Source organism: Pedobacter sp. UBA5917 (assembly GCF_002432345.1).
Classification (GTDB): Bacteria; Bacteroidota; Bacteroidia; order Sphingobacteriales; family Sphingobacteriaceae; genus Pedobacter.
Map to the genome: position 1 here is coordinate 1 of NZ_DJDT01000114.1, position 23,727 is coordinate 23,727.

The following is a 23,727-nucleotide window of genomic DNA, read 5'->3' on the forward strand; positions in this document are numbered from 1 at the left end:
TCGCGTGGCCCCCTGCATACTGGTATCATCAAACCGCACCGAGCCGCTAAGCGTATATTTATTTTGAAATGTATAAGCGGCATTGGAATAATAAGACAGATAACGCTTACGGCCAATGGTTATGGTTCCATCGGAATAGCCCGGGCTTTGCGTATAGGGATATACTGTGGCAAACTGACCGGTTGCATTTACGAATGTTGAGGCGTATGTGCTTTCATCAAACCCATATAGTGTGCGGCCATTGGCGGTATTGTTACTTTCCCTGATTTCAGCGCCGGCAATAACGTTAAGTTGGTGTTGACCATTCCAGTTTTTGTGAACATCAAACTGCCCCCTTACCGAATAGTCACTGCTATTGGAATTGCTGAGCCTGTTGATTGCACCAAGAGGTAAGCTGCTCACTGCCTTATTGTTTACCAGACTTGTATAGGTATTTAAGAAGTTTCTGGTGTTGTAACTGTTCAGTTCATCAATATTTCCTGTTTCGCTGATATTTTTCTGATAAATTCCGCTAACATTGAAATCTACCCACGAGGTGATCCTGGCTTTTACAGACCCGTTCAGACGGATACGGTTTTCTTTTACGATACTGTTTGAATAATTAAGTTCATCGATAGCGTTATAAGTCCATGGCAGATATCCTTTAGCGGAAAAATTGTCAATCACCTCTGGCCTGAACATGATGTAACGGTTAATATTGTTTCCAGCATCATCAACCAACATATCATATGGACGAAGCCCTAAAGTAGATGTACCTAAAGCTGTACTGGTGGCAGTGTTGGACTTGCTATAAGTGGTATTGTAGTTTATGCCAGCAGTAACACTAATGCGTTTCTTAAAAAAATCGTTGGTAATATTGGCAGCAACATTATAGCTCTGTGCGTAGTTTGACTTAAACACAGGGCGATCGTTTGTCGAATTAGCGGAAATATAATAAGTACTGTTTTCCCCTCCCCCTGAAAGTGAAAGATTGTATTGCTGTGTTACTGCTTTTTGAAGTAAGTAATCATTGATCTGGGCATGGTTACTTCTGCCCGAAATTTCAGCAAGTGCCTGATCACGTTGTGCGGCCGTAGCTGTACCACGTTTCACTTTCCACATCCATTCGGTTGCTTCGCTGTTATTGGGGTTGGTATTGAAAGTGTAATAAGCGTTTGACCATATTGAAGGATCAGCGAAATATCCCTTATCGAACATCTCCTGTTCCAGATCAACATATTGCGCACTGGTCATGGTATTGATCTTTGACAAATTTACCGGTGCAGAAATACCAACATTTCCGGTGAAGTTGATTGATGGCTCTTTCTTCTTCCCTTTTTTGGTCTCCACCACTATTACACCGTTGGCGGCAGAAGGGCCCCATATTGAAGCAGCAGCGGCATCTTTCAAAAAAGTAATAGATTCTATATCATTGGGATTTAACCGCGATAACACCGCAAATCCAGTTGAGGTTGAATTGGTCACATTGGTAATTTTCTGATTTCCGTCAGATTCGGATAACATTGGAAATCCGTCAATTACAATCAATGGTTGCGAACCCAGCGCCCCACGGTAACCATTTACCCCCCTAATGCTAATGTTATTATTTCTCACGTCAAATTTCACCCCTGGTATTTTCCCTTCAAGTCTTTCCATCAGGTTTATCGATGGCGTTTTTTCGATGTCCTTTGCCGTTACGATACCAAATGAACCTGTTGCCCGATCTTTAGGGAGTTTTTCATAACCGGTCGATACTACCTGTACCTCCTGTAAACTGTTTTCGAGATAAGATAGACTGGCATTAACAACGTTGCCGGTAATAGGTAATCTTTTAGGTTCCATGCCAATATAGCTGAACAGAAGTGCCCTGTTGCTTGGACCTACCGAAACTGTGAATCTTCCATCACTACTGGTCATTGCACCCGACTTGCTCCCCTCAGGGATAACCGTTGCGCCAATTAAGGGATTTCCGCTACTATCGGTCACAATACCCGATATAATGGTTTTATTATTTTTCCCCGTCTGATCCGTAGCATCGGTAGGCAGTTCAAATCCATTCCCAAACTGGGGATCATTACTCTTAACAATGGCATAATTATTCGAGCCGACATATAAAAAAAGTAGCTTCTGTGGATATAGGATTGTTTTTAGCAGGTCTTCAAGAGAAAGCTTGGAATCCTTGATATTTACAGAAGTTTGTTTTCCTTCAATTATACCCGGATCATAAACCAGCTTGGCGTTATATCGCTTACCGACCTGTTGAAGTGCCTCCCGTAATGTTATCGGTAAAGTTTTATTCTGCGCATTGGCATATTGAAAAAAAGACAATAAAAGTCCCAGGAGCAATAAGCTGCCCTTTCTTTTTAAAAATTTTGTCATGTTAGTTGTTTGGTTAGGTTGATTTTAATCTATAAGCAATTATGGTTGTTGGGGTTTAAAAATCCATGTACTGTCTTTCTGAGAAATCTCTATTTTCAATACATTGTTCAGGATAAAGAACAGATTATCCTGGTTGGTTAAAGGCAGAGTCCCCTCCAAAGCCCTATCTCCTATCTCCGCTTGTTCAAGACTTATGTGTACACCATAATTCTGTTCGAGTTGGGGGATAATATCTTTTAATCTGGTATTTAACGGCAATATTACTGAGCGATCTTTCCATGCGGTTAATATGGCCGGATCTACATTAGCTAAAGTTTTTTGATTGGTGGCAACCGTATAATTGAATGATTGCCCTGGTGTCAGCACCTGCCAGCCATCCGATCCGGAGATTTTTACAGCAACCTTTCCCGATACCAGCACCACACTGTTCTCCCTGGCCCTGGCCTTCACATTGAAAACCGTACCAAGTACCTGTACATCCAGCTTACTGGTATGTACAATAAAGCGCTCGCTATTTTTAATCTGGTTAGGATTTTTGTTTATATGCTTCACTTCAAAATAAGCCTCACCATTGAGCCATATCTCTCTGGGCTGATCGGATTTCCAGTGTGCTGCATATTTAATGTTTGAATTGGCATTCAGAACAATCCTTGACGAATCGGGCAGAACGACCTCCCGGGTTTTGGCGAAAGGTGTAGCAATCTCGAATGTTTGCTGAAAATACTGTTTACGTAAAAGCATAACCGAAACGGACACAATAAGCAAAAGCGATGCGGCGATACTTAAATTCCTAATCTGAACCATCCTTACAAATCTCTTCTGCGCAACAGGAATTTGTATCGAAATCTTTTCCCAAACAATGTTCTGATCCCCAGATATGGGCCTGATCCTGATTGCCGATTCCAGGATGAATTCGAGTTCCAGTCGGGCCTGGTTGTAATCGGCAATATTTATGGGCCTGAGATTGAAATATTTTTGCCAGAAGGTTTCAGAGGATGCGTCAGGATACTTCACGCTCCTAACGAAATAGCTATCGTTTAGAAAGTCCTCTTTGGAATATGTGATGTAATCCTGATGCATTGTTCTTTTTTCAACCGTCATTTAAACCATAAATGCATAAAAAGAAAATTTTACCCCATCGGTTTAAAAATATTTTTAAAAAATTTTAAAAAACAGAAAATAATTCTTCCTATCGGAGCAATTTTGAAGTTTGAAGCAGAAAAAGCAGGAGATAAAGTTCCTTATCGCTGGCAGAAACGAGCTTCTTAAGGCTATCTATAGCTCTGGCCGATAACTTATATGCCGCTTTGGTTGTGATTCCCATTATTTCGGCTGCTTCATCATAATCAATGTCCTGCAAAAAGCGCAAGTAAATAATTTCTTTTTGGCGGTCGCTAAGCTGGCTCAAAGCCTGATGAAGTCTCTCCAGCCTTTGCTGATCATTTTCTTTTTTTAAAAGCTCGAATTCCAGGGAAAAGGAAACCGGGATGTCTTTTTTAAATTTGTCAAGAATCACCATATGCAGAGAATTATTTCGATGCTGCTCATTTAAACTGTTTCTCAGGGCGGTGAATAAGTATGCTTTGATATTGGTTGTATTTCCAAGCTGTTTACGCCTGGCCCATATCTTTACAAAGATATCCTGAATCTTATCCTTCACCAGAAACTCGTCCTTGCAGAACCGAAAACCATATTCATAGAGATCGTCGAAATAGCGGCCATAGATTCCCTCGAAAACGGTGCTGTCTCCTTCTTTGATCAAATGCCATAAATCCAGATCCGAACGCTCCACCATACAGATGACAATAAAAAAAACGATAAGAAAATGAGTAAGTTTCAGGGAGATGTACTACAAACATAACAAATATTGCGAAATATCGATAAGGCCCGAACTTACTTTTAAAAAAACACTTAAATTAAAATTAACTTTTGGGAACGGTCAGTTTTTTGTTCCTCAAATCATATATTCATTTAGGCGATCTGGTATCGCCAGGGCCATTCGCTTAAATTTAATCCATAGTAAACAAAAAATGGCAAACGATTATTGAACCATTTGCCATTAAACTTTTCAGTCTGGTTATAAACCCTTTATTGAGCGGTCATACCCGCATCAATAACATGTTCTGCACCACTAATGTATGAAGATTCATCCGAGGCCAGGAATAAGACAAGGTTCGAAACTTCTTTTGGCTGGGCCAACCGACCGAGAGGGATCTGAACAAGTGCATCGCCCCCAACTTCATTGGTTGCCTCAACCATCATTGGTGTATTGATAAAACCGGGGTGGACAGAATTTACCCTAATGTTGTTCGGGCCATATTCAATGGCCGTGGCCTTGGTCATGCCCCTAACTGCAAATTTACTGGCCACGTAAGCCAAACTCGGGAACCCATAATTTGCCACCATGCCGGCTATCGAAGAAATATTTACAATAGAACCAATTCCTGCCTTAAGCATCGACGGCAATGTTGCCTTCATACCATAAAATGCTGCATGTTGGTTAATGCTGCAAACCTTAAGGTAATCTTCTTCTTTTAGATCGGCCGTTTTAGCTATTGGCCCCAATACACCCGCGTTGTTGATCAGGATATTTATGAGTCCAAATTTTTCTTCACCTGTCCTAACCACTTCTGCCCATTGTTCGGGATCTGTTGCGTCATGTTTAATAAAGATCGCATTTTCTCCAAGTTCATCAGCCAGCGCTTTTCCTGCAGCTTCAGATAAATCTGTTAAAATAACTTTTGCGCCTTCTGCTACAAACGTACGGGCGTGCGATTCCCCCATGCCTCTTGCAGCCCCTGTGATAATGGCCACTTTTCCATCTAATCGTTTCATACTTTCAATAATTTGATTAAATCAAATTTATATGAACGTATCAACCGAGACCATGTCTGTAAAGTGCATTAACATGTCCAGTTCCAACTTATTTATCTTGGTTAACTCCATGCTTTCGGAATTGCAACGGCGAGCATCCGGCATTTTTTTTAAAGTATTTGCTAAATGTAAATGGGTCACTGAAGTTAAGATCACTTGATATGGCAGCAAAGCTGGCCAGGCTATACATTACCTGATACTTAGCTTCCCGCATCACCTCTTCCCCAATAAGTTGGCTCGGGGTTTTACCGCTTTTCTTTTTTATAACAGTATACATATGATGAGCGGTAATGCACAATTGCGAGGCATAAAAATCAGGTTTCCGATCTATTTTAAAATGAACTGCCAGCAGCTGTTTAAATTTAACAAACAGTTCATCCTCTCTGTTAGAGACAACTTCACCAGCATTGATGTAACTGGAAAGAACATTATCACACTCGTAAATTAGTGCCGAGGTAAGGTTACGCGCTACAGGTTCCCAACTGGGTTCAGAAAGGTGGCTGAATATTGAAAATATTTCTGCAAAGAGTTTTTTGATAGTTTCATAATCAACCTTATTTAATTCTATAGCAGACTGAATGCCATGACTTAAAAAGGAATACCTTTTTAAAGAAAATATATTCTCATTCAGAGAATCTAGGAAGCGTTTTGTAAAAAGTATAAAGTTTCCCTTTGTTCCTTCCTCCAGTCTGGCGACTTTCCAAAGTTGGCCAGGTCTGTAGATCATAATGGTATTCGGAGAAAGGTTATAAAATCTACCATTAATATTCATTTCAAGCTGCCCTTGCGAAATCATTCCAAAACAATAATAATCGGGACGCACAAAGTCGGCCTCAAATTTCATTGGTATTTCGGTCAGGAAAAGAAAATCCCTGGAATTGGGCCATGATAGGGACCGGTAATCTATAATATCCTTAATGGAATAATCTTCGATTTTTATCTTTCCTTTCATAATATGTGACGGGATAATATATAAACGGGAAAATGTAAAAAAAGATTTAAACACATGGGATTTCCCAAAGAATATTACATTGACTGGAAATACCGGAAAAAATGTATTCAACATTCATCGTCTACCAGAATTTATCATATTATATCGACTCCGATTTTGATAGCAAATTTGCGGCGACGGGGTTGGTGATAAATCTTTGCTGTGTTCAACGGCAGAAATAACTCCAAAACTAACAACAGATCATTGCGGCGCCAAATAACGTTGCCTCTTCGCCCAATTTTGAGCGCTGAACAGCTACTTCTCTTTTATAATAATGTTTCAAAATATCTTTTGTTCCACGAACAAAAAATTCTTCAGCCAAAGAAATATTTCCACCAAGGACAACAGAAGACACCTCTTTTTGACTGCATACCATATCAATGAAGTGGGCTAGATTCACTTTGAATTCACAAAAAAGCTGATCCAAAAATGTAGCACTGCGTTGGGAGGATATCAATGAATAAACATTTACTGCTCTTATCCCACTCAACTCATAAAACCTCTCTATAAACCATCTCGAGGAGAGATAGTCTTCGGCTATACCGGAACGGAACGGCATACACCAAAGGTTTGAATCCTCCGCATTTTGTTTTACAGCATGCGCAGAACCAAGTCCGGTACCTAAAGTTATTCCCAAAGAATTTTCAGAATTTTTCAGACTACCGGCAAAGATTTCTCCTTGCAAAAAAGCAGCAGCGTCATTGATAAAATTGATTTTATGCATCTCGATAGAAAGCTTTTCTGCCAGTAGCGCCTTGAGGTCGAGATTATATAGGGAAAAAAATTTCCCCTGTTCCCTGATCCTACAGATTCCCAGGTCATAGTCCATTGGTCCAGGCATTGCAATTCCAATTCCATGGATCATGGCAGAACATTTAGACAAAGTAGCATTAAGATTGTTGCTAATCTCGTCTATAATGGTTTCTGCAGTACCCAGGGAATTGATTTCACTTCTCAATATAGTTCCTGGGATAATCTTTCTGTTGCACAGATCTACTTGGGCCGAGGTAATGTGCGTACCCCCAATATCCGCGGTTAGGACGATTTGTTTTTTTTCCATAATTTATTTATAGACTCTTTGTTTATGGCTTTGGTATTGACAATTTTGATCTTTAAAGAGTTCATCCAGCAAAAAGCGGGTTCCAAAGGAAATGGCAGCAAATTCTGAAATTCCAAAATCCGGTATCTCCGTAGAACAATCGAGATAAAAATTTAGACCGACGCCAGCCTCTTTTTGCAAGATCAGATGGGCAAGATTGAATATTTCTTTTATCCACCGCTTATTAGCTTCGTGTTCCTTGTAAAAGGGAGATCGGTATATCTGTTTATTAGGCTCAAAATAAATAACCACTTCACTTTTCTGCGTTTTGCAACAGGCAATGATCACACCCGCGCCATTGATTTTTGTTTCCCAACCCAGTGGGCAACGCATTTCCATGGCGCGTTCTCCCGTAGGTAATGGAGCAAAACACATTATTGGATTCTGGTAATAGAGACTTTTGAAAACGATGTGAGCATTTAAGCCATCCATAGCTACTCGATAAACAACATGGCTACACCGTGGGATGGGACAAGCCTTTTGTAAATCCTATTCACTTTGCCCAGATCTTTGTGCAACCAAAGATCGCGTAGCTTGTGCCTTCCTTTAATACCGATCTTATCGAGGTCAAGTGTAATCTTTTCAGTTTTATCAGTACGGTTAAGCATGCAGATGGCTGTTTTGGAAATGCCGTCCTGTTTGATCTTTTTTTGCCAAACTTCCAGTCCGGACGATACTTCGTAGGCTATCCTGCCCTGATAACCGAGTACATCCTGATTGATGGCTATCAGTTCGGTATTTTTTAAAATATCCAGTGTCCCTTTATGCATGCTACGGAGATCATTTCCCAGCATAAGCGGAGAAGCGATCATACACCAAAGCGAAAAATGGCTTTTACTTTCTTCATCGTTCATCACAGTCAATCTCCCACCATCATCTCCCACGCCTACAAGCATCATATCCGCATCATTCCAATGTCCTGGTCCAGCAATGTCTGGGTGGGCTGCAGACAGGCCCAGTTCGTACATTACCCCTTCCCACTGACTTTTCTGTTTGGGTGTGTGATCAATATCCGGTCCCACACGCCAGCTGTTACCCAGTTTAGGTGCCCACGTCCAGTATTCACGACCACCTTGGTTGCAGATGCTAAAAACCATAGGCCGGCCGGTTTTCAAAATCGCCTTTGCTACAGCTTCAAATTCCTTGCTATAAGCTTCTGCTGTCCTTACGGGGGCAAAGTTCACATCAACCTTAACGAAATCATATCCCCAATCGGCGAACTGCTGCATGTCGGATTCATAAAAGCCGCCGCTTGCCAAAGTTTCATAATTTGCCTTCTCTCCAATATTGGTGTAAATACCTGCTTTTAAACCTTTACTGTGAATATAATCGGCAAGCGCCTTCATGCCAGAGGGAAACTTGACAGAATCGACAATTATTTTCCCATTGCTGTCCCTGCCAGGTGACCAGAAGTCATCAACATTTACGTATTGGTAACCGGCATCTTTCAATCCTGAGGCAACCATAGCGTCTGCAATTTCACGGATAACTTGCTCGGTAGGGTTTTTCTTAAAAGTGTTCCAACTGCTCCATCCCATTACCGGGCTAAGCGATAGTCCATTTTTTATCGTATCAAACTGCTGAGCTGAAGCAGTATTTCCAGCGCAAACGACCATGCAACATATCAATATTGTAATTAAAGCTTTCATTTCAGATAGATTATTGTTTCATTAATTTTTCAAGTACCGTGGCGCTCACCTCGAAAACCGTTCCATGCCTTATTCCCTCTGGCATGATTAGCTGGTCAGAAATATCCTTCCACTTTTTCAGGTCAGCAGAGGTGACTGCACCATATTTATGATCATTGTATTTATCGAAGTATACAATCCATTTTCCTTCTTTTTTGATTGCAGTTGGTCCTTCAGCCCAATAATTTCCCGTAATAGGATTTGACGGATTTCCGTAAGGGCCTCCAATTCTTTTTGAAAAGGCAATGCGGATATTTTTTTCGGCAACGGGGGTTTTCGTCTCATTCTTTAAAAACATTATATAGTTATTTCCACTCTTTTGGATGCTGGCATCAATGACATTAAATCCTTTATCATAGAGGATTTCAGGAGAGGTAAATTGCTTAAAATCCTTTGTCCAAACCAAATATATGCGATGGTTCTTTTCTCCTTTAACCTCACTTTGTGGAAATTTACCTGGGATGGTCGTAGCCCAATAGATCAAATATCTTTTCGACACCGGATCATAATTGATTTCCGGCGCCCAGGAATTCATGGCGTCCTTTTCACCCTCCATCAGCGGCAAGTATTGTTGGGTAGACCAATGGATCAAATCTTCAGAACTTGCATAACCTATTCCTCTCTCTTTCCAGCTTACGGTCCACACCATATGAAATTTCCCGTCTCCACCCACTACTATACAGGGATCGCGCATCAGTTTATCGTTTCCAACTGAGGGCAGCAAAAAGCTACTGTCATTTTTTAGTGCTATCCATTTTAAGGCATCCTTGCTGTATGCCATGTGAAGGCCATCCTCGCCATTGTTTTTAAAATAACCAAATACCAAGGCCTTATCCGGCATTTTTTCCTGAGCGAAAAGCAATAAATTCATCACGCTAAAAAAAGCAGCAAACGTAATTTTTTTTAATATTTTCATGTTTATCTGGATAGGCTATATGGATGGGAGATACTTGCTGTACCCCAGTTTTTGTTTGGTTTTTCCTGAAGGTATATAACCAGGGTACCACCTGCTTTGATCATTTCGTAGGTAATAAAATTCTTGTTATATTCCTTTCCCTTCCATAATACCGATCTTATGAACCCAGCGCCTGGGGATGCCTTGCTCGTTTCTATTACGAAGGTTTTCTTTTCTCCAACCTTTATAGATGTACGATCAAACAGAGGCGCGCACAATAGATATTCTCCCGATACAGGGTTTACCGGGTAGAAGCCCATCGCACTGAACATATACCATGCAGACATTTGCCCGGCGTCATCATTACCACTCAACCCTCCCGGACCATCACTGTACTCTTCACGAAGTATATCCCGAACGGCTGACTGGCTCTTCCAGGGCGATCGCGTAAAATTATATAGGAAAGGGATCTGGTGTCCTGGCTCATTGCCATGCCAATACTCGTTTTTTAAAAACAGGCTATCGAGTGCTTGCTCTAACTTGTTGTTTCCCCCCATCAGGTTGGAAAGTCCGTTGATATCGTGAGGTATATAAAAGGTATACTGCCTTGGCGTACCTTCAGTAATATAGCTTTCTTTTCTATCTGGATGAAATTGCTGAATCCATGAACCGTTTTCATGTCGGCCGCGGACTAAGCCAACCTGCTTGTCGAAAACATTTTTATAATAACCTGACCGCTCTATCAAAAGCATATAATCCGCTTTTTTACCAAGTTTTTTAGCCATCTGAGCGAGGGCGAAATCATCATAGGCATATTCGAGCACCCTGCTTACCTGTTCCCTTTTATGAAAGGCATCCGGAACGCTGTCTTCCAAAGGGATGTATTTATATTTAAGATAGCTATCCAGTGCCCTTCTACCTTTTCCCTCAATATAGTCTTCTTTATTGTCGGGAAGGTCAAATGCATTCTGACGCATTAGCCTGTATCCCTCTTTCACGTCAAACTTATTAATACCTTTCAAACAGGCAGAGGCAATTACAGAACTACAATGATCGCCAATCATTTCAGAGGTATAACTGTTCCAACAAGGAAATATCGGCAGATATCCTCCCTGTTGCCCCTTAATAATCAGCGATTGGGCGACATTGCTTACCATATCAGGCTGAAGAATTTCCAACAATGGCAAATGTGCCCGGTAGGTGTCCCATAAAGAAAAATCATCAAAATATTCTCCTTCATCCAGCTTGGCAAGCTGATGGTTAGATGCAAATTTCGGATATACACCATCAACATCGTTATATAACCTGGGTTGTTGCATGGCATGGTAATAAGCAGTATAAAAAATACGCTTATCTTTTTCTGAATCAGTTTTCAATATGATCTGGGATAAGGCTTTTTCCCATTGTTGCCTGTTTTTCGTCCGAATCTTTCCATAATCCCAGTCTGGCATTTCTGAAAGCAGGTTTTTTCTTGCACCGTTTAAGTCGGAAAATGAGGTACCCACCTTGATTTGAATGGTTTCTCCTGCATTAAGCTTAAACCCCAAATAAACACCGATTGCTTTTTGATTGCTTATAATTTTTGAGGAAAAAATCTTTCCCTGAGAAAAGGTTCCGCTACGGGTAATTTTGCGGTTAATATTAATCACAAAATGGCCATCGAAACCTGCTTCTTTACCCCAGCCCTGATATATCCGATGTACGGGATTGTACCCTGATATCTCACCTGTTTTTTCATCAATCTTAATATAGCCAACATCGTAATCGCTATTGGGGGTAATCAATACATAAACACTATCGGCTTTTTTAGCGGTAAGTTTAATCATTCCACACCTGGCCGTTGATGTAACAGAAGTTACAATATCATATTTTTTTAGGGAAACACTGTACTCGTATGGAGTCGAATATTCGTCGCTACGTTCAAACTTTGCACTATATGCTTCAGCAGCTGTTTCAAGTTTCCCTGAAATTGGCATTACCGTTACACTGCCATAATCCTGGGTACACGAGCCACTTAACCAATGGGAGCCCCTGATTCCATTAAAAACGTTGTCATTATAAAAATAAGGTGGTATGCATTTGTTTTCAGAGGTTTGTGTTTGGGGAGTCCACTGGGTCATGGCAAATGGCGTTGTAACTGCGGGGATTGTATTGGCATTCAAAGCATCGCCCTTTGCATGTTTTAGCGCTGCTTTGGTTGTTGCCGAACCGGTTCCGGCCATTGGTTCAATATATCCAACCATACTTTGGGCGCTGATTTTTTTGATTCCTATAAAAAAAGAGAAGGCAAAAAAGCAGGCTGAAACGATCTGGATGATGTGTACCTTGTTCATATTAATTCCCATTATTTCTTGATTAAGATGGTATCTTTTGATTTTGGTCCCCGAAAGCCTTTGTTAATTACGTTTGTTACCGATTTATAAACCAATGCTGGAAGGCTATTTTCATTTGGAACGGAAACCTGATCTAGTGTCAAGCCTGTAACGTCATCAAAAACCATTGTGGGCCTAAAATCCATCTGTTTATTACTCACCCTGAAATTAGAAAGCTTAATCCCCTTCGCGTGTCTAACATAGAGCCCCCATGATGGAAGTTCAGAGAACATGGTAAATTCAGGGTAACCTGCAGCATTTTCAGGGACCTTCGACAATGAATCAAGACTTATATAGGCTTTATTCTTATCCGCACCACCACCGTAAACAATTTCGAAATTTGAAAGGATAACATTTTCCACCAGATGTCCGGGCAAACCGGTAATGGAGGCTGGCAATAAATTATGAGGCAACACTTTGGGTGGCGGTCCCTCAATCGGGTATCCGATATCAGGCTTTCCGGAAGGTACTTCAACCTGAACATTATCGATCAAAATATTTTTGATTGAGCTGTACCGGTCATCCGCATTCCGGTGTCCGAGCCTGATAAACAAGGCATTTCCGGTATTCCTTGCTTTGATACCGCTAATATTGATGTTTTCCATAAAAGCTCCGTCTACGGTTTCCAGTGCAACTGCTGAGCGATAAGTGTCAAATACCACAAGATTTTTAACAGTAATATTCTTAAAACCACCGATCGAGCCCGTACCAATTTTAAAGCCACTTGCACTCGAACGAAGAATACAGTTTTCAACCCATATGTCTTCACAGCTGCCGCCCAAAATTTCTGATTTCAAACAAATTGCATCATCCGCAGCATTAAAGTAGCTGTTTGTTATCTTAACATTCTTGGAATCCACAATATCAATTCCGTCGTTATTCCAATATGCAGTACTGGAAACCCTTATACTATCAATTGTAACATCATTACATTCCTTATAATTTTGTACCCAGCTTACTGCATCTTTTAAGGAAATCCCGCTAACTTTCACTTTCTTGCAGCCCTTAAAGAAAAGCAGGTTCGTTCTGTTCGCCTCTGTTGGCCTTTTGGTTAGCCATTGCTCATCCTGGACTTTTCCATCACGGAGTGCCTGATATATGCTAACTATTAATTCGTGTGCCTGACCGTCAATGATACCCTTACCGGTTATGGATACATTCTCCTGGTTGATCGCGGTAACCACTGCCATTTTACCAGCTGAAAAATCCATTCTATCTGCACTACCCAGTAATACTGCATTTTCTGTGAGATGGAGCTCTACGTTATTTTTTAACAGCAGTGGGCCAGTCACAAAATTACCGGTAGGTACGATGACCTTTCCCCCGCCACGATTTGATGCCTCATCAATGGCCTTTTGAATATAGCTCGCATTATTTTTTAAGCCAACCTTTGCACCATAACTTAAAATATTAAGAGTGCTCTGTGCACCAGCAGTAATGTTAGCCAAGCTCAATATTATGAGCATCATTTTTCTCTTCATTGGAATAAATTAAATTACATGGGCTTGCTGCCCCCTTCGTTTAACGCAGGGTTAAAGAAAGGAAATTATTGCATCCCCCTGAATGGTGATGCAATTGTAGCTGATATTAAAGAAGTATTGTCGAGTAGACCTGGGGAATTTCACCCCAAGTCCCTCATAGAACCGTACTTGATAGTCTCCCATCATACGGCTCTTATTAACCATTACACCAGTACCGACCTAGGCACCAGCGTTTTGCTTTCATCTTTTGTTACCTCCTGAATACTCAGTTTCACGCCAGATATAGAAAGCGTGTTAATACACCCCCTTCGCTCCATTCCCATTACAGGAACTTCAACACTACTACGAAGTGTTCCGCCCCCGTGCCACACATCGGTACTTTCCCTCTTGCAGTGTCTTCAACTTGAGGTTTTCCCTTAACATTGTGACGACAGGTTCTCACGTTCCCTTCAGAAGCCTGTGCTAAGCTCGTGCCACCTATACGCCGGATATCGCAAAGCCAATAGACAGGTAACCGCTCTGCTTGTCCCTCGGTGCTACTGTACCTCGGTTTCGACATCATCTTATCCTTTCGACGCCTCATCGGTGGTTCACTCGCGTTCACCTTCTTAGCACTCACTTGACACCTTTAATGGTGCCTTTTCCGCTAACGCTCACTACCAAGGCACTTAACCAAAGCAGCTTAGCGGCAGTTTGAAACCTGCTCCTGTAAGCCGATTTCGAGGGGCCATCCCTCATCTTCTGAACAGCATCAACTCTCATTAAATAATTGTTGTTCGTGACACTCAGTATCCCGGATTTTGAGGGAATGTAGCTCCTCTGTTCAGGTCAATTTGCGACTGCGGAATTGGTCTCAATAGGTGAAATTCTTTCAAGGCATTAGCCGCTTTCGCCTCTTCATTGTAAGCCAACGTTCTGCTGATCAATTTGCCAGTCCGTTTCAATTCAAACCACCTGAACTCTTCTCCCGATAGTTCACGCACGCGCTCATCCAGGATAGCATCAAGGCTTAGGGTGGTTACCTGCATTTCGGAAGCGTAAGTTGCTCCGCTTGCGGGATTGGTTCCCGGTTTTGCCGCCCTGCTGCGTAATGCATTGAAGAACTGAAGTGCCTTTGATAAATTGCCAGCCTGTAAATAAGCTTCTGCCGCAAGCAGATAAGTTTCACCCAGCCTAAAAATATAAGTGTCTCTAGTCCCTCCATTATCACTAAAAGTTACGTTTGGATCTCTAAATTTTTTAAATAACGGGAATGTGCGGGTCTGACCAGTAAAAGGCGATGACCTGTATTCATCTGGATTAAAAACATAATATTTGCGGTTTGCCTTCTGCGCAGCTGTGAATGCAACATCGGGATAGTATATAACCGTATCTCCTGCCGCGAAGGTTTTTCCATTGAGCGTACCAGCAGTCTGCGCAAGTAACCCAGTCCAAACTGTAGCCTGGTAACGGCTATCTCTGGTTTTATCAAAAAGACTAAAAAAGTATGGATCTGGAACTGCCTGGTGTGAGGAATTTGGCTTATTATATAAAGCTGCACGGCCGATGGTAGCCACACCTTGTACATCCCATAAAAAATATTGCTGAAGGGAATTTCCTGAAACAGCAACTCCTGCGACAGCAGATCCTCCGGCCACAGCTGGCAAGCCAGCTTTCCCTAGGAAGGAAACAGAATTTGTAGCCGCCACGGTACTATATTGAACAGCGAAAATCACCTCGGAATTAACTTGAAAATTCGTAACTGAAGGATCGAACATACTGGCAAATGTTGGCCGCAAAGAATACGTTCCTGAATTAATCAATGCCTCTGCAATCGTTGCCGACTGGTTGAAGTCAGCTGCGCCACCTCCAAAGCTCTTATAACCCCTTGTTAAATATACCTTTGATAATAAATGCTGCGCAAACCCTTTGGTAACCCTTCCCTGCTCGGTTGTTGTTGTAGGAAGTACAGTAATTGCTTCATTTAAGTCTTTTATAATCTGGGTGTAAACCTCACTCTCTGGGTTCCTGGTGAAAGCATTACTTACATCCACAGTCCTGGTAGTTACCAGGGGAACTGCTCCAAAAGTTTCAACCAAAAGATAATAACAGTATGCCCTTAATGCCTTTGATTCACCAATGCGGGTATTCAAGGTTGCTGCATCAATACCCTGAACCTGTGTTGCCCAATATAGTGTTGTGTTTGCCCCCCCAACTGTGTAATATAGCTGTTTCCAATAATTATCGACATCCAAAAGAGAGGAATTCAACGACACATTGTAGATATTCAGCGCATTAACATCAGTTGTTGAAAATGAGGAATATACATCGGTCCCCATATTATATAAGGAGCTCATACTGGCGATGTAGCGCAGGTTCGGATAATTGGAACGGGCCAGATCTTCAAATCCTTGCTTGGTTACAAAATAAACCTGATCGGTTGCTGCTCCAAGATTGCTTTCATCAATATATTTTTTGCAGCCTGTGCTACCTGCTACCAATACTAATAAAAGAAATGGCAACAATTTGTTTTTTAAATATTTCATATCAATATCTTATGATGCTGAGAAAATTATAGAGTTAAATTAACACCAAAAATGAACGTACGGGTACGGAAGCCCTGGAGGCCAAAAGAGTTTAAATCGGCAGTTTCCGGGTCCCATCCAATAAACTTTGTCCATATAAATGGATTGTAGGCAGTAGTATAGAGCCTAAAACTTGTCATTCCCAACTTTTCAGCAAGCTTTTTCGGAGCGGTGTAGCCCAATGTCATGTTACTGATCTTAGTATAAGATGAATTCTGGTAGGTGGCAATCGTCCTTCGGGCTGCATCAGTTTCAATAGCATTGTTTGCCCAAGTGTTGCTGGGATTGTTAACGGTCCAATAGCTGCGCTGGTATGCTCCGAACCTTGCCCTGCCCTGATCTCCATTTAAATATTGGTCAAGAAATGTGCTCTGCTGCATGGTACCCTGACGGGTGTAAACGGTAATGCCAAAATCAAAATTCCTAAAAGTGAAATTGTTGGTGATTCCCCCAAACCAGTCTGGGATATCACTTCCCTGAACCACCCTATCGTCGGCCGTGATCTTATTGTCATTATTCACATCAAGCAATTTATACTGCCCCGGCTTTTGCCCGTAAACAGCTGCCTGGGTTGCTTCGTTGGATTGCCAAACGCCTATGATTTTATAATTGTACAAAACCCTGGCTTTTTCCCCGATAAACCTGGCATTGCCAATATCGTTTGCACCATTGCCAAAAAGGTCAAGAATACGGTTATTGTTTTTGGAGTAGTTGAAGTTTGTTGTCCACTTGAAATCTCCGGAGGTGATATTTACCGTGTTCAATCCAATTTCGATCCCACTATTGCGAATAGATCCAATATTTGCTGTAATAGAGGCATATCCATTGGCTGCAGGTATCTGTTGCGGTAATAATGTTCCGTTTGCTGTTTTGTTATAATAATCGAAAGTTAAGGCAATGCGGTTAGAAAGCACATTCAGTTCCAGGCCTGCATTATATTCTGTTGTTTTCTCCCATGTTAGTGCATTTGGAGCGAGATTGGCCACACCAGATCCATTTGCAGTAGCACCATTAAAATCATAGAAAGTAGTGGAAACTGCCGATTGGGTTACATAAGGGTAAAAGTAGGTCCCGTTTACCGCTGCATTACCTGATTTACCGTAACTGAATCTAAATTTCAAAAAGCTGATAAAATCTATGTTTTTTATAAAATCCTCCTCACTTGCAACCCATCCAAGCGCTGCTGATGGAAAGAATCCCCACTTGTTACCATCAGAAAAAATTGAGTTTCCATCCGCACGTCCCGTAACAGTTAAAAGGTATTTGCCCTTATAAGTATAATTCCCCCTAAAGAAGTAAGAACTGATGGTTTGCTTGGTGTACGCGCTTGAAACGGTTGTTGCCGGTGCAACACCATTGATTGTCGTAACGTTACCAACGTTATACCAAAGTGATCGGTAAGGCAGTCCTGAGACAGATATAAGATTATTGTCTGCCTGATAGTAATTTAAGGAGTTTCCTAAAGTAAACTCAAGCTTATGATCATCCTTTATCGTTTTGTTGTAGATCAATAAATTATCCAAAGTATAATTGAACAGGTGGTTGGCACTATTTGTTGCCGCATTCGGACGTGTTCCGGCACCGACTTTCGAATAGGTATCGGTGTAGGTCCCTGCCCTCTGGAAAGTTACATCAGGTGTGAACGAAGTGTGAAACTTCAGCCCCTTAAACAGATTGACCTCTGCAAAAATATTGGGCAGCATGCGGATATATTGAGTTCTTCTGATCTCGTTATCAAAATCAAATAACGGATTTGTAATCTGGGCTTCAGTCTCATAGGCAAAAAACCTATTCGATCCATCAGCGTTAAATGCACTTCCGGTTGGACGCAGGCGATAAGCACTTCTAAAGGCCTCACCGCTTCCAAGGTTCAGATCGGCAAATGTGCCATAAAGAGAAGCACCGATCTTAAAGGTATTGTTGAGCGTTTTTTCCAAACCCACCTTTAGTGTATACTTCTTTGTATTTTCTACATCAACGGTTCCCTCATATAACTGATAGCCAGCTGAAAGAAAATATAGGCTTTTTTGATCGCTCCCTGTAATGGACAGGTTATGGTTCGTCTGTAAACCATTCCGTTTGATTAAATTAACCCAATCAGTATAGTTTCCAGATGCTATATTGGAAAGTTCTGTTGGGGAGAAAATCTGCGCATCGGTATAGGTTACATTAGGTGTAACGGTTGTTCCCAATGTACGGTAAAATTCTCGCGCGTAATCAACAAATTCCGGACCGGTCATTACCCGGGGTAGGTTGTAGGCGTTCGCTATACCAATATAACCATCGTAACTGATCTTTGTCTGACCGCTATTACCCCTTTTGGTCGTCACAATCACAACCCCATTTGCACCCCTTGACCCGAATATCGCGGTAGAGGAGGCATCTTTTAATACGTCCATCCGTTCTATGTCTGCAGGGTTGATATCGTTGATATTTGAAACCGGAATCCCATCAACCACATAAAGTGGCTGGGTATTTCCATATATCGAGTTTACTCCCCTGATCTCAATGGTCATGTCCGCCCCGGGCTTACCGGAACTCCGCTTCACATCTACACCTGCCATTCGGCCCTGAAGGGCTTCCTGGGCATTAGGAGCGCGCGACTTCACAATATCTTCTGCATTAAGAGAGGCCACACTTCCGGTCAGGTCGCTTTTTTTCTTGGTTCCATAACCAACTACCACAACTTCGTTCAAAGATTGGTTATCGGCCAATAGTTTTACAGTCAAACTAGCGCTACCGTTAACTGGCATTTCCTGTGTATTGTAGCCAATGTATTTAAAGACTAAAACATCGCTCACGCTGCCAACCGTAATTTTGAAATTTCCGTTAGGATCAGTAATTGTTCCCTTATTTGTACCTTTGATCGTAACGCTAACACCTGGAAGCGGCAAATCCTTTTCATCAACTACCTTACCGGTTATATCGATTGCTGCGAGTTCCTTTTTTGTCGCTGTTTGTATATCAGGCTGGGCATCAATTAGAATTACCTTGGTCTTAAATACCTGGTAATTGATGTGATACTGGGTTAATAATCTATCTAAAACCTGCTTAATGGTCTGGTTATCGAACTGGACTGATATTTTCACGCCCGTTTGAACCACATCCTGGTTATATACAAATTCAACCTGATGAGCTTTCGCCAGCAGTTTCAACACGTCACCCAGTGATTTGTCCTTTACCGATAGGTTTATTCTCTTGTTAAGGACTTCCTGAGCGGAAATAGACTTTGAATAGGTAATACCAGTCATTAAGATGATAAACAATATCTGACTGAGGGTAATTTTCATAATCTTGCACCAATGATGCGAATGAAGTAAACAAAAATTCATAAATTTGAAATGATTGTATTTTGAAAAAAAATATAATAGCAAGCCCTTTCACCAATTTTATTGATGTTCCACATGGGCTAAAATTCCAGGTACAGAAGTGTGACAGCACTTTTGTACCCTTTTCGGAAATATCTTGGGGAATGGTTTTAAGTAGGTAATGACTTTCTCATACTCGTTTTGCTTTGGTTAGTTGTTTATTTATTATTTAGTTCTGTTAAGGGAAATCATCTTTCCGTTTATCTCATAATTTAACTTCATCGAGGCTTTTAAAACCTCTAGAACTTCGGCAAGATTGAGCCCATCCAGATCAGCCGTCATTTGCTTTTCACTTAGCGTGCTATCCTCAATTTTGATATCCACATTAAACTTCCTGTCAAGTTCTTTCACAATCTCGGACAATTTATCATTATCGAATGAAAGGTTGACCTGTTTCCAAATGCCCATATCGGTCATATCCGGTCTATTTTCGGCAATCAAGGAATTGTTTGCTTTGGTGAATAAAGCCTTCTGATCTGGCTTCAGCATAATCTCCTGGGCACTAAGCTCTGCTCCGGATTTATCGCCTTCACTTCCTTTTTTACTCACCGAAACCTTTCCTGTAAGCACCTTAACGAATGCCTCTTTTGCTTCTTGGTTATCCAGGATAGAAAAACTTGTTCCCCAAACCTTTGTTACCAAATGGGTACTCTTAATAATGAATGGCCTATTTGGATTTTTGGTCACCTCAAAAAAACAATCACCTACCATAGACACGCTTCGAGCTTTAGATGCGAATTTTTTCGGAAAGATAAGTTTGGAATTTGGTTTTAACCAAACAATGGTTCCGTCTTCGAGTACTTGTTTAATAATATGTTTCGAACGATTGTAAACTTCACTATTGAGCGGTGTCTGAACTGATACTTCCTGTTGTGCTATCGGGTCCAAGATGACGAACTTTGCGCCAATAAAAATCAGGATTACCGCAGCAGCCCTGAACCACCGGGTTTGGAAAAAAGCAATGTCGTTGCTCTTCGCGATCTTCGTTGTAGAAGGAGGAAAGTGATTATGGGTTTTTATAAAAATCGAGTTAAGCATCTTGTCTTTTAAAAGTACTTGTTGCTGTTCTTCAAGACTATCGATAAAATCCGGGTTGTTTTGGTAATCCTCATACCATTGATTAATCACAGCAATTTCCTCGGGGGTACACTGCCCCTTTAAATACCTATCCAACAATTGGGAAAGCTGAAATTTGTTCATACCTGATAATTAGTATCGGTTTATATACTGGTTATATTAAGATGTCGTTTGAAAAGGAGCTATCCCTTGCTTTTTTTTAAAAAAAAATTATTTTAATGTAAAAAACAGCAAAACAATGGATAAATCATTGATATACAAACGAAAATACTGAAGCGCTTTTGTAAGGTGGCCCTCAACCGTTTTCTCAGAAATATTTAATTCCGCTGAAATTTCCTTGTTGGATTTATGCTCAATTCTGCTCAGCTGATAAACAGTCCTGCATTTTGATGGCAGGGATTCTATTACCTTACTGACCAAATGCATCAGATCTTTTAATTGAATATGTTCCTCATTAGAATTATCAACAGGGGTATCAAATCGGCTAGCTTTTATAAAAGTATCCTTAACGGTCTCTTTCCGGTAATAATCAATGACGTTATATCGGATAGCAGTAAACAGATAAGCGCTGAGATTGGTGGTAAATACGATCTGTTTACTTTTTTCCCAATATTTAATGAATACATCTTGAACAATCTCCTCGCATGCCTCACTATTGGGAAGTCGTTTGTACGCCGCATTATAAAGTTTATCCCAATAACGACTATAGATCTCCGAGAATGCGGAAATGTCACCCTGTTGTACAAACAATACCAGATCCTCTTCAGAATGATTATTGTATGTATCGTTTGCTTTATATTTCACAGGTCGATTATAGCACTAGATTAAAATATAAAGTAAGTAATTTATTAATAATTAAACAACTTACTGAGGATTTCGGCAGAAGTGTGGTCATTTATCCAAAAATGGCCACCTGTTCCGGGGCAAACTGGCCGTCCTGATCGTTCGATAAGCATTTTTCGCAACTGTTTTTCGGAAATAATTTTTCAATTTCTGCATAAAATAAATGCTCCTGGAAACATATCCACAATTATAAGTGGGCTAACCCCATCCACTATTAGGAGAGTCATGGCGTTTTTTTTAGCGTTCAGCTGCGCGCGAATGGGTATTGATCTTTTACAAAGGTCTCAATTGAGGATAAATCCAGCGGTAAGAAGGATTAAACCAAAAAGTTTGGAGGAAAATGGATTTCGATCCGAAGTGTATTTTTGAATTAGACGTGCCTCATCCGGTAATAAAATGGTGCCCAGTTTAGCCCAAAATAGAGGGAGCACGCTCAGGTTCTTCCCCAATTTTGGTGGTTTTTATGATAAGTCTGGTTGTTATTCGTTAAGAAATAATGAATCTTACCAAACTGATTTTCTCACCAATTGATCCCTTTAAAGTCGTTTCAGTAGATAACCAGGCCGACTTTGTTAATATCTATGTGCAGAGTAGGCAAAGGATCTGCCGTTGTCCGGATTGCCTAAGCCCTTCAAAGAAGCTTCATAGCTATTATTTAAGAAAATTCCGTGACCTGCCCACGTTTGGGAAATCATGTAATATATATCTGCAATCCAGAAAATACCGGTGCCTTAAAACAGAATGTAAAAGGAAGATCTTCACAGAACGATTTGATGACCATTTCGAACCGTGTAAGCGACGGACAAAAAGGTTGGATGAGAAATTATTAACCACCGCCCTGGAAATGGGGGGCAGACCCGCTGAGCGCATTTGCAGTACATTATCCATGCCTGTTAGTGACTCTACTTTACTAAGACTGATCCATAAAGCTCCCCTTCCCCCTTTAGGGCAGCTTAAGGCCGTAGGGGTAGATGACTGGGCATACAAAAAGCGGGATAGATATGGCAGCATCCTGGTCAACCTGGATACCGGGAAAGTAATTGACCTGCTGCCAGATCGGGAGGAAAAAACATTGATCAGTTGGCTGCAAGGGCAACCTGCTATAGAAGTAATTACACGGGACCGTTATGGTAAATACATGCGGGCAGCTACAAAAGGGGCTCCCCAGGCTATACAGGTCACGGACCGTTGGCATCTGCTTAAAAATCTTGGAGAAGCCGTTAAAAGAGTAATGGTACGCGAGTACACCAGGCTCAGCAGAGCAGTGGCTCCTAAAACAGTTGATGAACCACTGGTGGTTCCAAAAGAATTTCCTGCGGGGAAGAAGCTGGCCGCTACCGAGGGAGTTATCAAACAACGATTTGACGAGATGAAGAAACTACAAGCTAAAGGACTGTCCAACAACGCAATTGCAAAATCGCTGGGAATGCATAGAAATACCGTCAGGAAATACCTGTCGACGGATGTGCTGATGCGAAAGTCCTACGGAGAACGGGGAATGATAGAGGCCTATTTTGAATACATCAAAGAGCGAATGGAGGCAGACCCTAATATTCATCTTAAAACACTTTGGACAGAGCTGAAGCAAAAGGGGTATCCCGGGGCGTATAGCACATTGTCTGAATCACTGACTTACTATAATATCAGGGTAGGAAAAAAGGCACGCCAAACAAAACTCCCACAGCACGCAGGCTCGTTCTTTAAGCCTTCAGCTGCTGCCATGGCATTTTTAGCTCCTGAAAGCAAAATTAGCAGCACACAAAAAAAGCTCATATCCAAACTGTGCCAATCATCAACTCAATTAAAAAGTACTAGGTCATTGGTGAAAAAATTCCGGGGATTGATTGAAACTAAAACTGGCATTGAATTGAATGCGTGGATTGCAGAAGCCAACAGTTCGGTTATTGCAGAGTTGAAAAGTTTCGCCACAGGGTTGTTGTCTGATCTTCAGTCTATTGAAAATGCTATCAATCTACATTGGAGCAATGGCCCAGTCGAAGGCAATGTTAACAAACTGAAGACTATTAAACGTCAAATGTACGGAAGGGCAAGCTTCGATTTACTCAGAAAAAGACTGGTATTAGCACCGGACTGACCACCAAAATTGGGGAAGAACC

16 protein-coding genes are annotated in these 23,727 nt (G+C 41.3%); 1 reads left to right on the top strand and 15 read right to left on the bottom strand.

The genetic code is table 11. The features are described from left to right. The 15 genes from B2V92_RS06755 to B2V92_RS06825 all read right to left on the bottom strand — a co-directional run. The coding region (locus tag B2V92_RS06755; protein ID WP_293306077.1) for a TonB-dependent receptor plug domain-containing protein at window positions 1-2,358 on the bottom strand (2,358 nt) is incomplete at its 3' end. Window positions 2,359-2,397: 39 nt separating this feature from the next. Next, window positions 2,398-3,459 carry a FecR family protein gene (locus B2V92_RS06760; RefSeq protein ID WP_293306079.1) on the bottom strand — a complete coding sequence of 354 codons (1,062 nt, stop codon included), beginning with the start codon at window positions 3,457-3,459 and terminating at the stop codon, window positions 2,398-2,400. Between the two features lie 88 nt (window positions 3,460-3,547). Next, window positions 3,548-4,153 carry an RNA polymerase sigma factor gene (locus B2V92_RS06765; RefSeq protein ID WP_293306080.1) on the bottom strand — a complete coding sequence of 202 codons (606 nt, stop codon included), beginning with the start codon at window positions 4,151-4,153 and terminating at the stop codon, window positions 3,548-3,550. A gap of 293 nt (window positions 4,154-4,446) precedes the next feature. Beyond that, window positions 4,447-5,193 carry an SDR family NAD(P)-dependent oxidoreductase gene (locus tag B2V92_RS06770; RefSeq protein ID WP_293306082.1) on the bottom strand — a complete coding sequence of 249 codons (747 nt, stop codon included), beginning with the start codon at window positions 5,191-5,193 and terminating at the stop codon, window positions 4,447-4,449. Between the two features lie 88 nt (window positions 5,194-5,281). Continuing rightward, entirely contained in the window at window positions 5,282-6,184 is a 903-nt protein-coding gene (locus tag B2V92_RS06775) for a helix-turn-helix domain-containing protein (protein WP_293306084.1), read from the bottom strand. Between the two features lie 229 nt (window positions 6,185-6,413). Beyond that, window positions 6,414-7,283, bottom strand: a complete 870-nt coding sequence (locus tag B2V92_RS06780) for an ROK family protein (protein ID WP_293306086.1) — start codon at window positions 7,281-7,283, stop codon at window positions 6,414-6,416. Window positions 7,284-7,286: 3 nt separating this feature from the next. Next, on the bottom strand, window positions 7,287-7,754 hold the full coding sequence (locus B2V92_RS06785; RefSeq protein WP_293306088.1) for a hypothetical protein: 468 nt from the start codon (window positions 7,752-7,754) through the stop codon (window positions 7,287-7,289). Between the two features lie 2 nt (window positions 7,755-7,756). Next, window positions 7,757-8,938, bottom strand: coding sequence for a glycoside hydrolase family 27 protein (locus B2V92_RS06790; protein WP_293306090.1), 1,182 nt, complete (start codon window positions 8,936-8,938; stop codon window positions 7,757-7,759). Between the two features lie 43 nt (window positions 8,939-8,981). Continuing rightward, window positions 8,982-9,926: a glycoside hydrolase family 43 protein gene (locus B2V92_RS06795; protein ID WP_293306092.1), complete on the bottom strand. Its 945-nt coding sequence runs from the start codon at window positions 9,924-9,926 to the stop codon at window positions 8,982-8,984. Between the two features lie 2 nt (window positions 9,927-9,928). Further along, window positions 9,929-12,250 carry a GH92 family glycosyl hydrolase gene (locus B2V92_RS06800; protein ID WP_293306094.1) on the bottom strand — a complete coding sequence of 774 codons (2,322 nt, stop codon included), beginning with the start codon at window positions 12,248-12,250 and terminating at the stop codon, window positions 9,929-9,931. Beyond that, the gene (locus B2V92_RS06805; RefSeq protein WP_293306096.1) at window positions 12,250-13,758 is read right to left on the bottom strand and encodes a glycoside hydrolase family 28 protein; all 1,509 of its coding nucleotides are present in this window, start codon (window positions 13,756-13,758) and stop codon (window positions 12,250-12,252) included. The genes B2V92_RS06800 and B2V92_RS06805 overlap by 1 nt, the downstream gene beginning before the upstream one ends. Window positions 13,759-14,543: 785 nt before the next feature. Further along, complete coding sequence (locus B2V92_RS06810; RefSeq protein ID WP_293306098.1) at window positions 14,544-16,283, bottom strand: RagB/SusD family nutrient uptake outer membrane protein; 1,740 nt, start codon at window positions 16,281-16,283, stop codon at window positions 14,544-14,546. Between the two features lie 26 nt (window positions 16,284-16,309). After that, entirely contained in the window at window positions 16,310-19,612 is a 3,303-nt protein-coding gene (locus tag B2V92_RS06815; protein WP_293306100.1) for a TonB-dependent receptor, read from the bottom strand. A gap of 243 nt (window positions 19,613-19,855) precedes the next feature. Further along, window positions 19,856-20,890 (bottom strand): FecR family protein, encoded by a 1,035-nt coding sequence (locus B2V92_RS06820; RefSeq protein ID WP_293306102.1) that lies wholly within the window; start codon window positions 20,888-20,890, stop codon window positions 19,856-19,858. A gap of 87 nt (window positions 20,891-20,977) precedes the next feature. Beyond that, complete coding sequence (locus B2V92_RS06825; protein WP_293306104.1) at window positions 20,978-21,571, bottom strand: RNA polymerase sigma-70 factor; 594 nt, start codon at window positions 21,569-21,571, stop codon at window positions 20,978-20,980. A 535-nt stretch (window positions 21,572-22,106) separates the two neighbouring features. Between B2V92_RS06825 and B2V92_RS06830 the strand changes: the two genes are divergently transcribed. Next, on the top strand, window positions 22,107-23,705 hold the full coding sequence (locus B2V92_RS06830; protein WP_293306106.1) for an ISL3 family transposase: 1,599 nt from the start codon (window positions 22,107-22,109) through the stop codon (window positions 23,703-23,705). The last annotated feature ends 22 nt before the right edge of the window (window positions 23,706-23,727 follow it).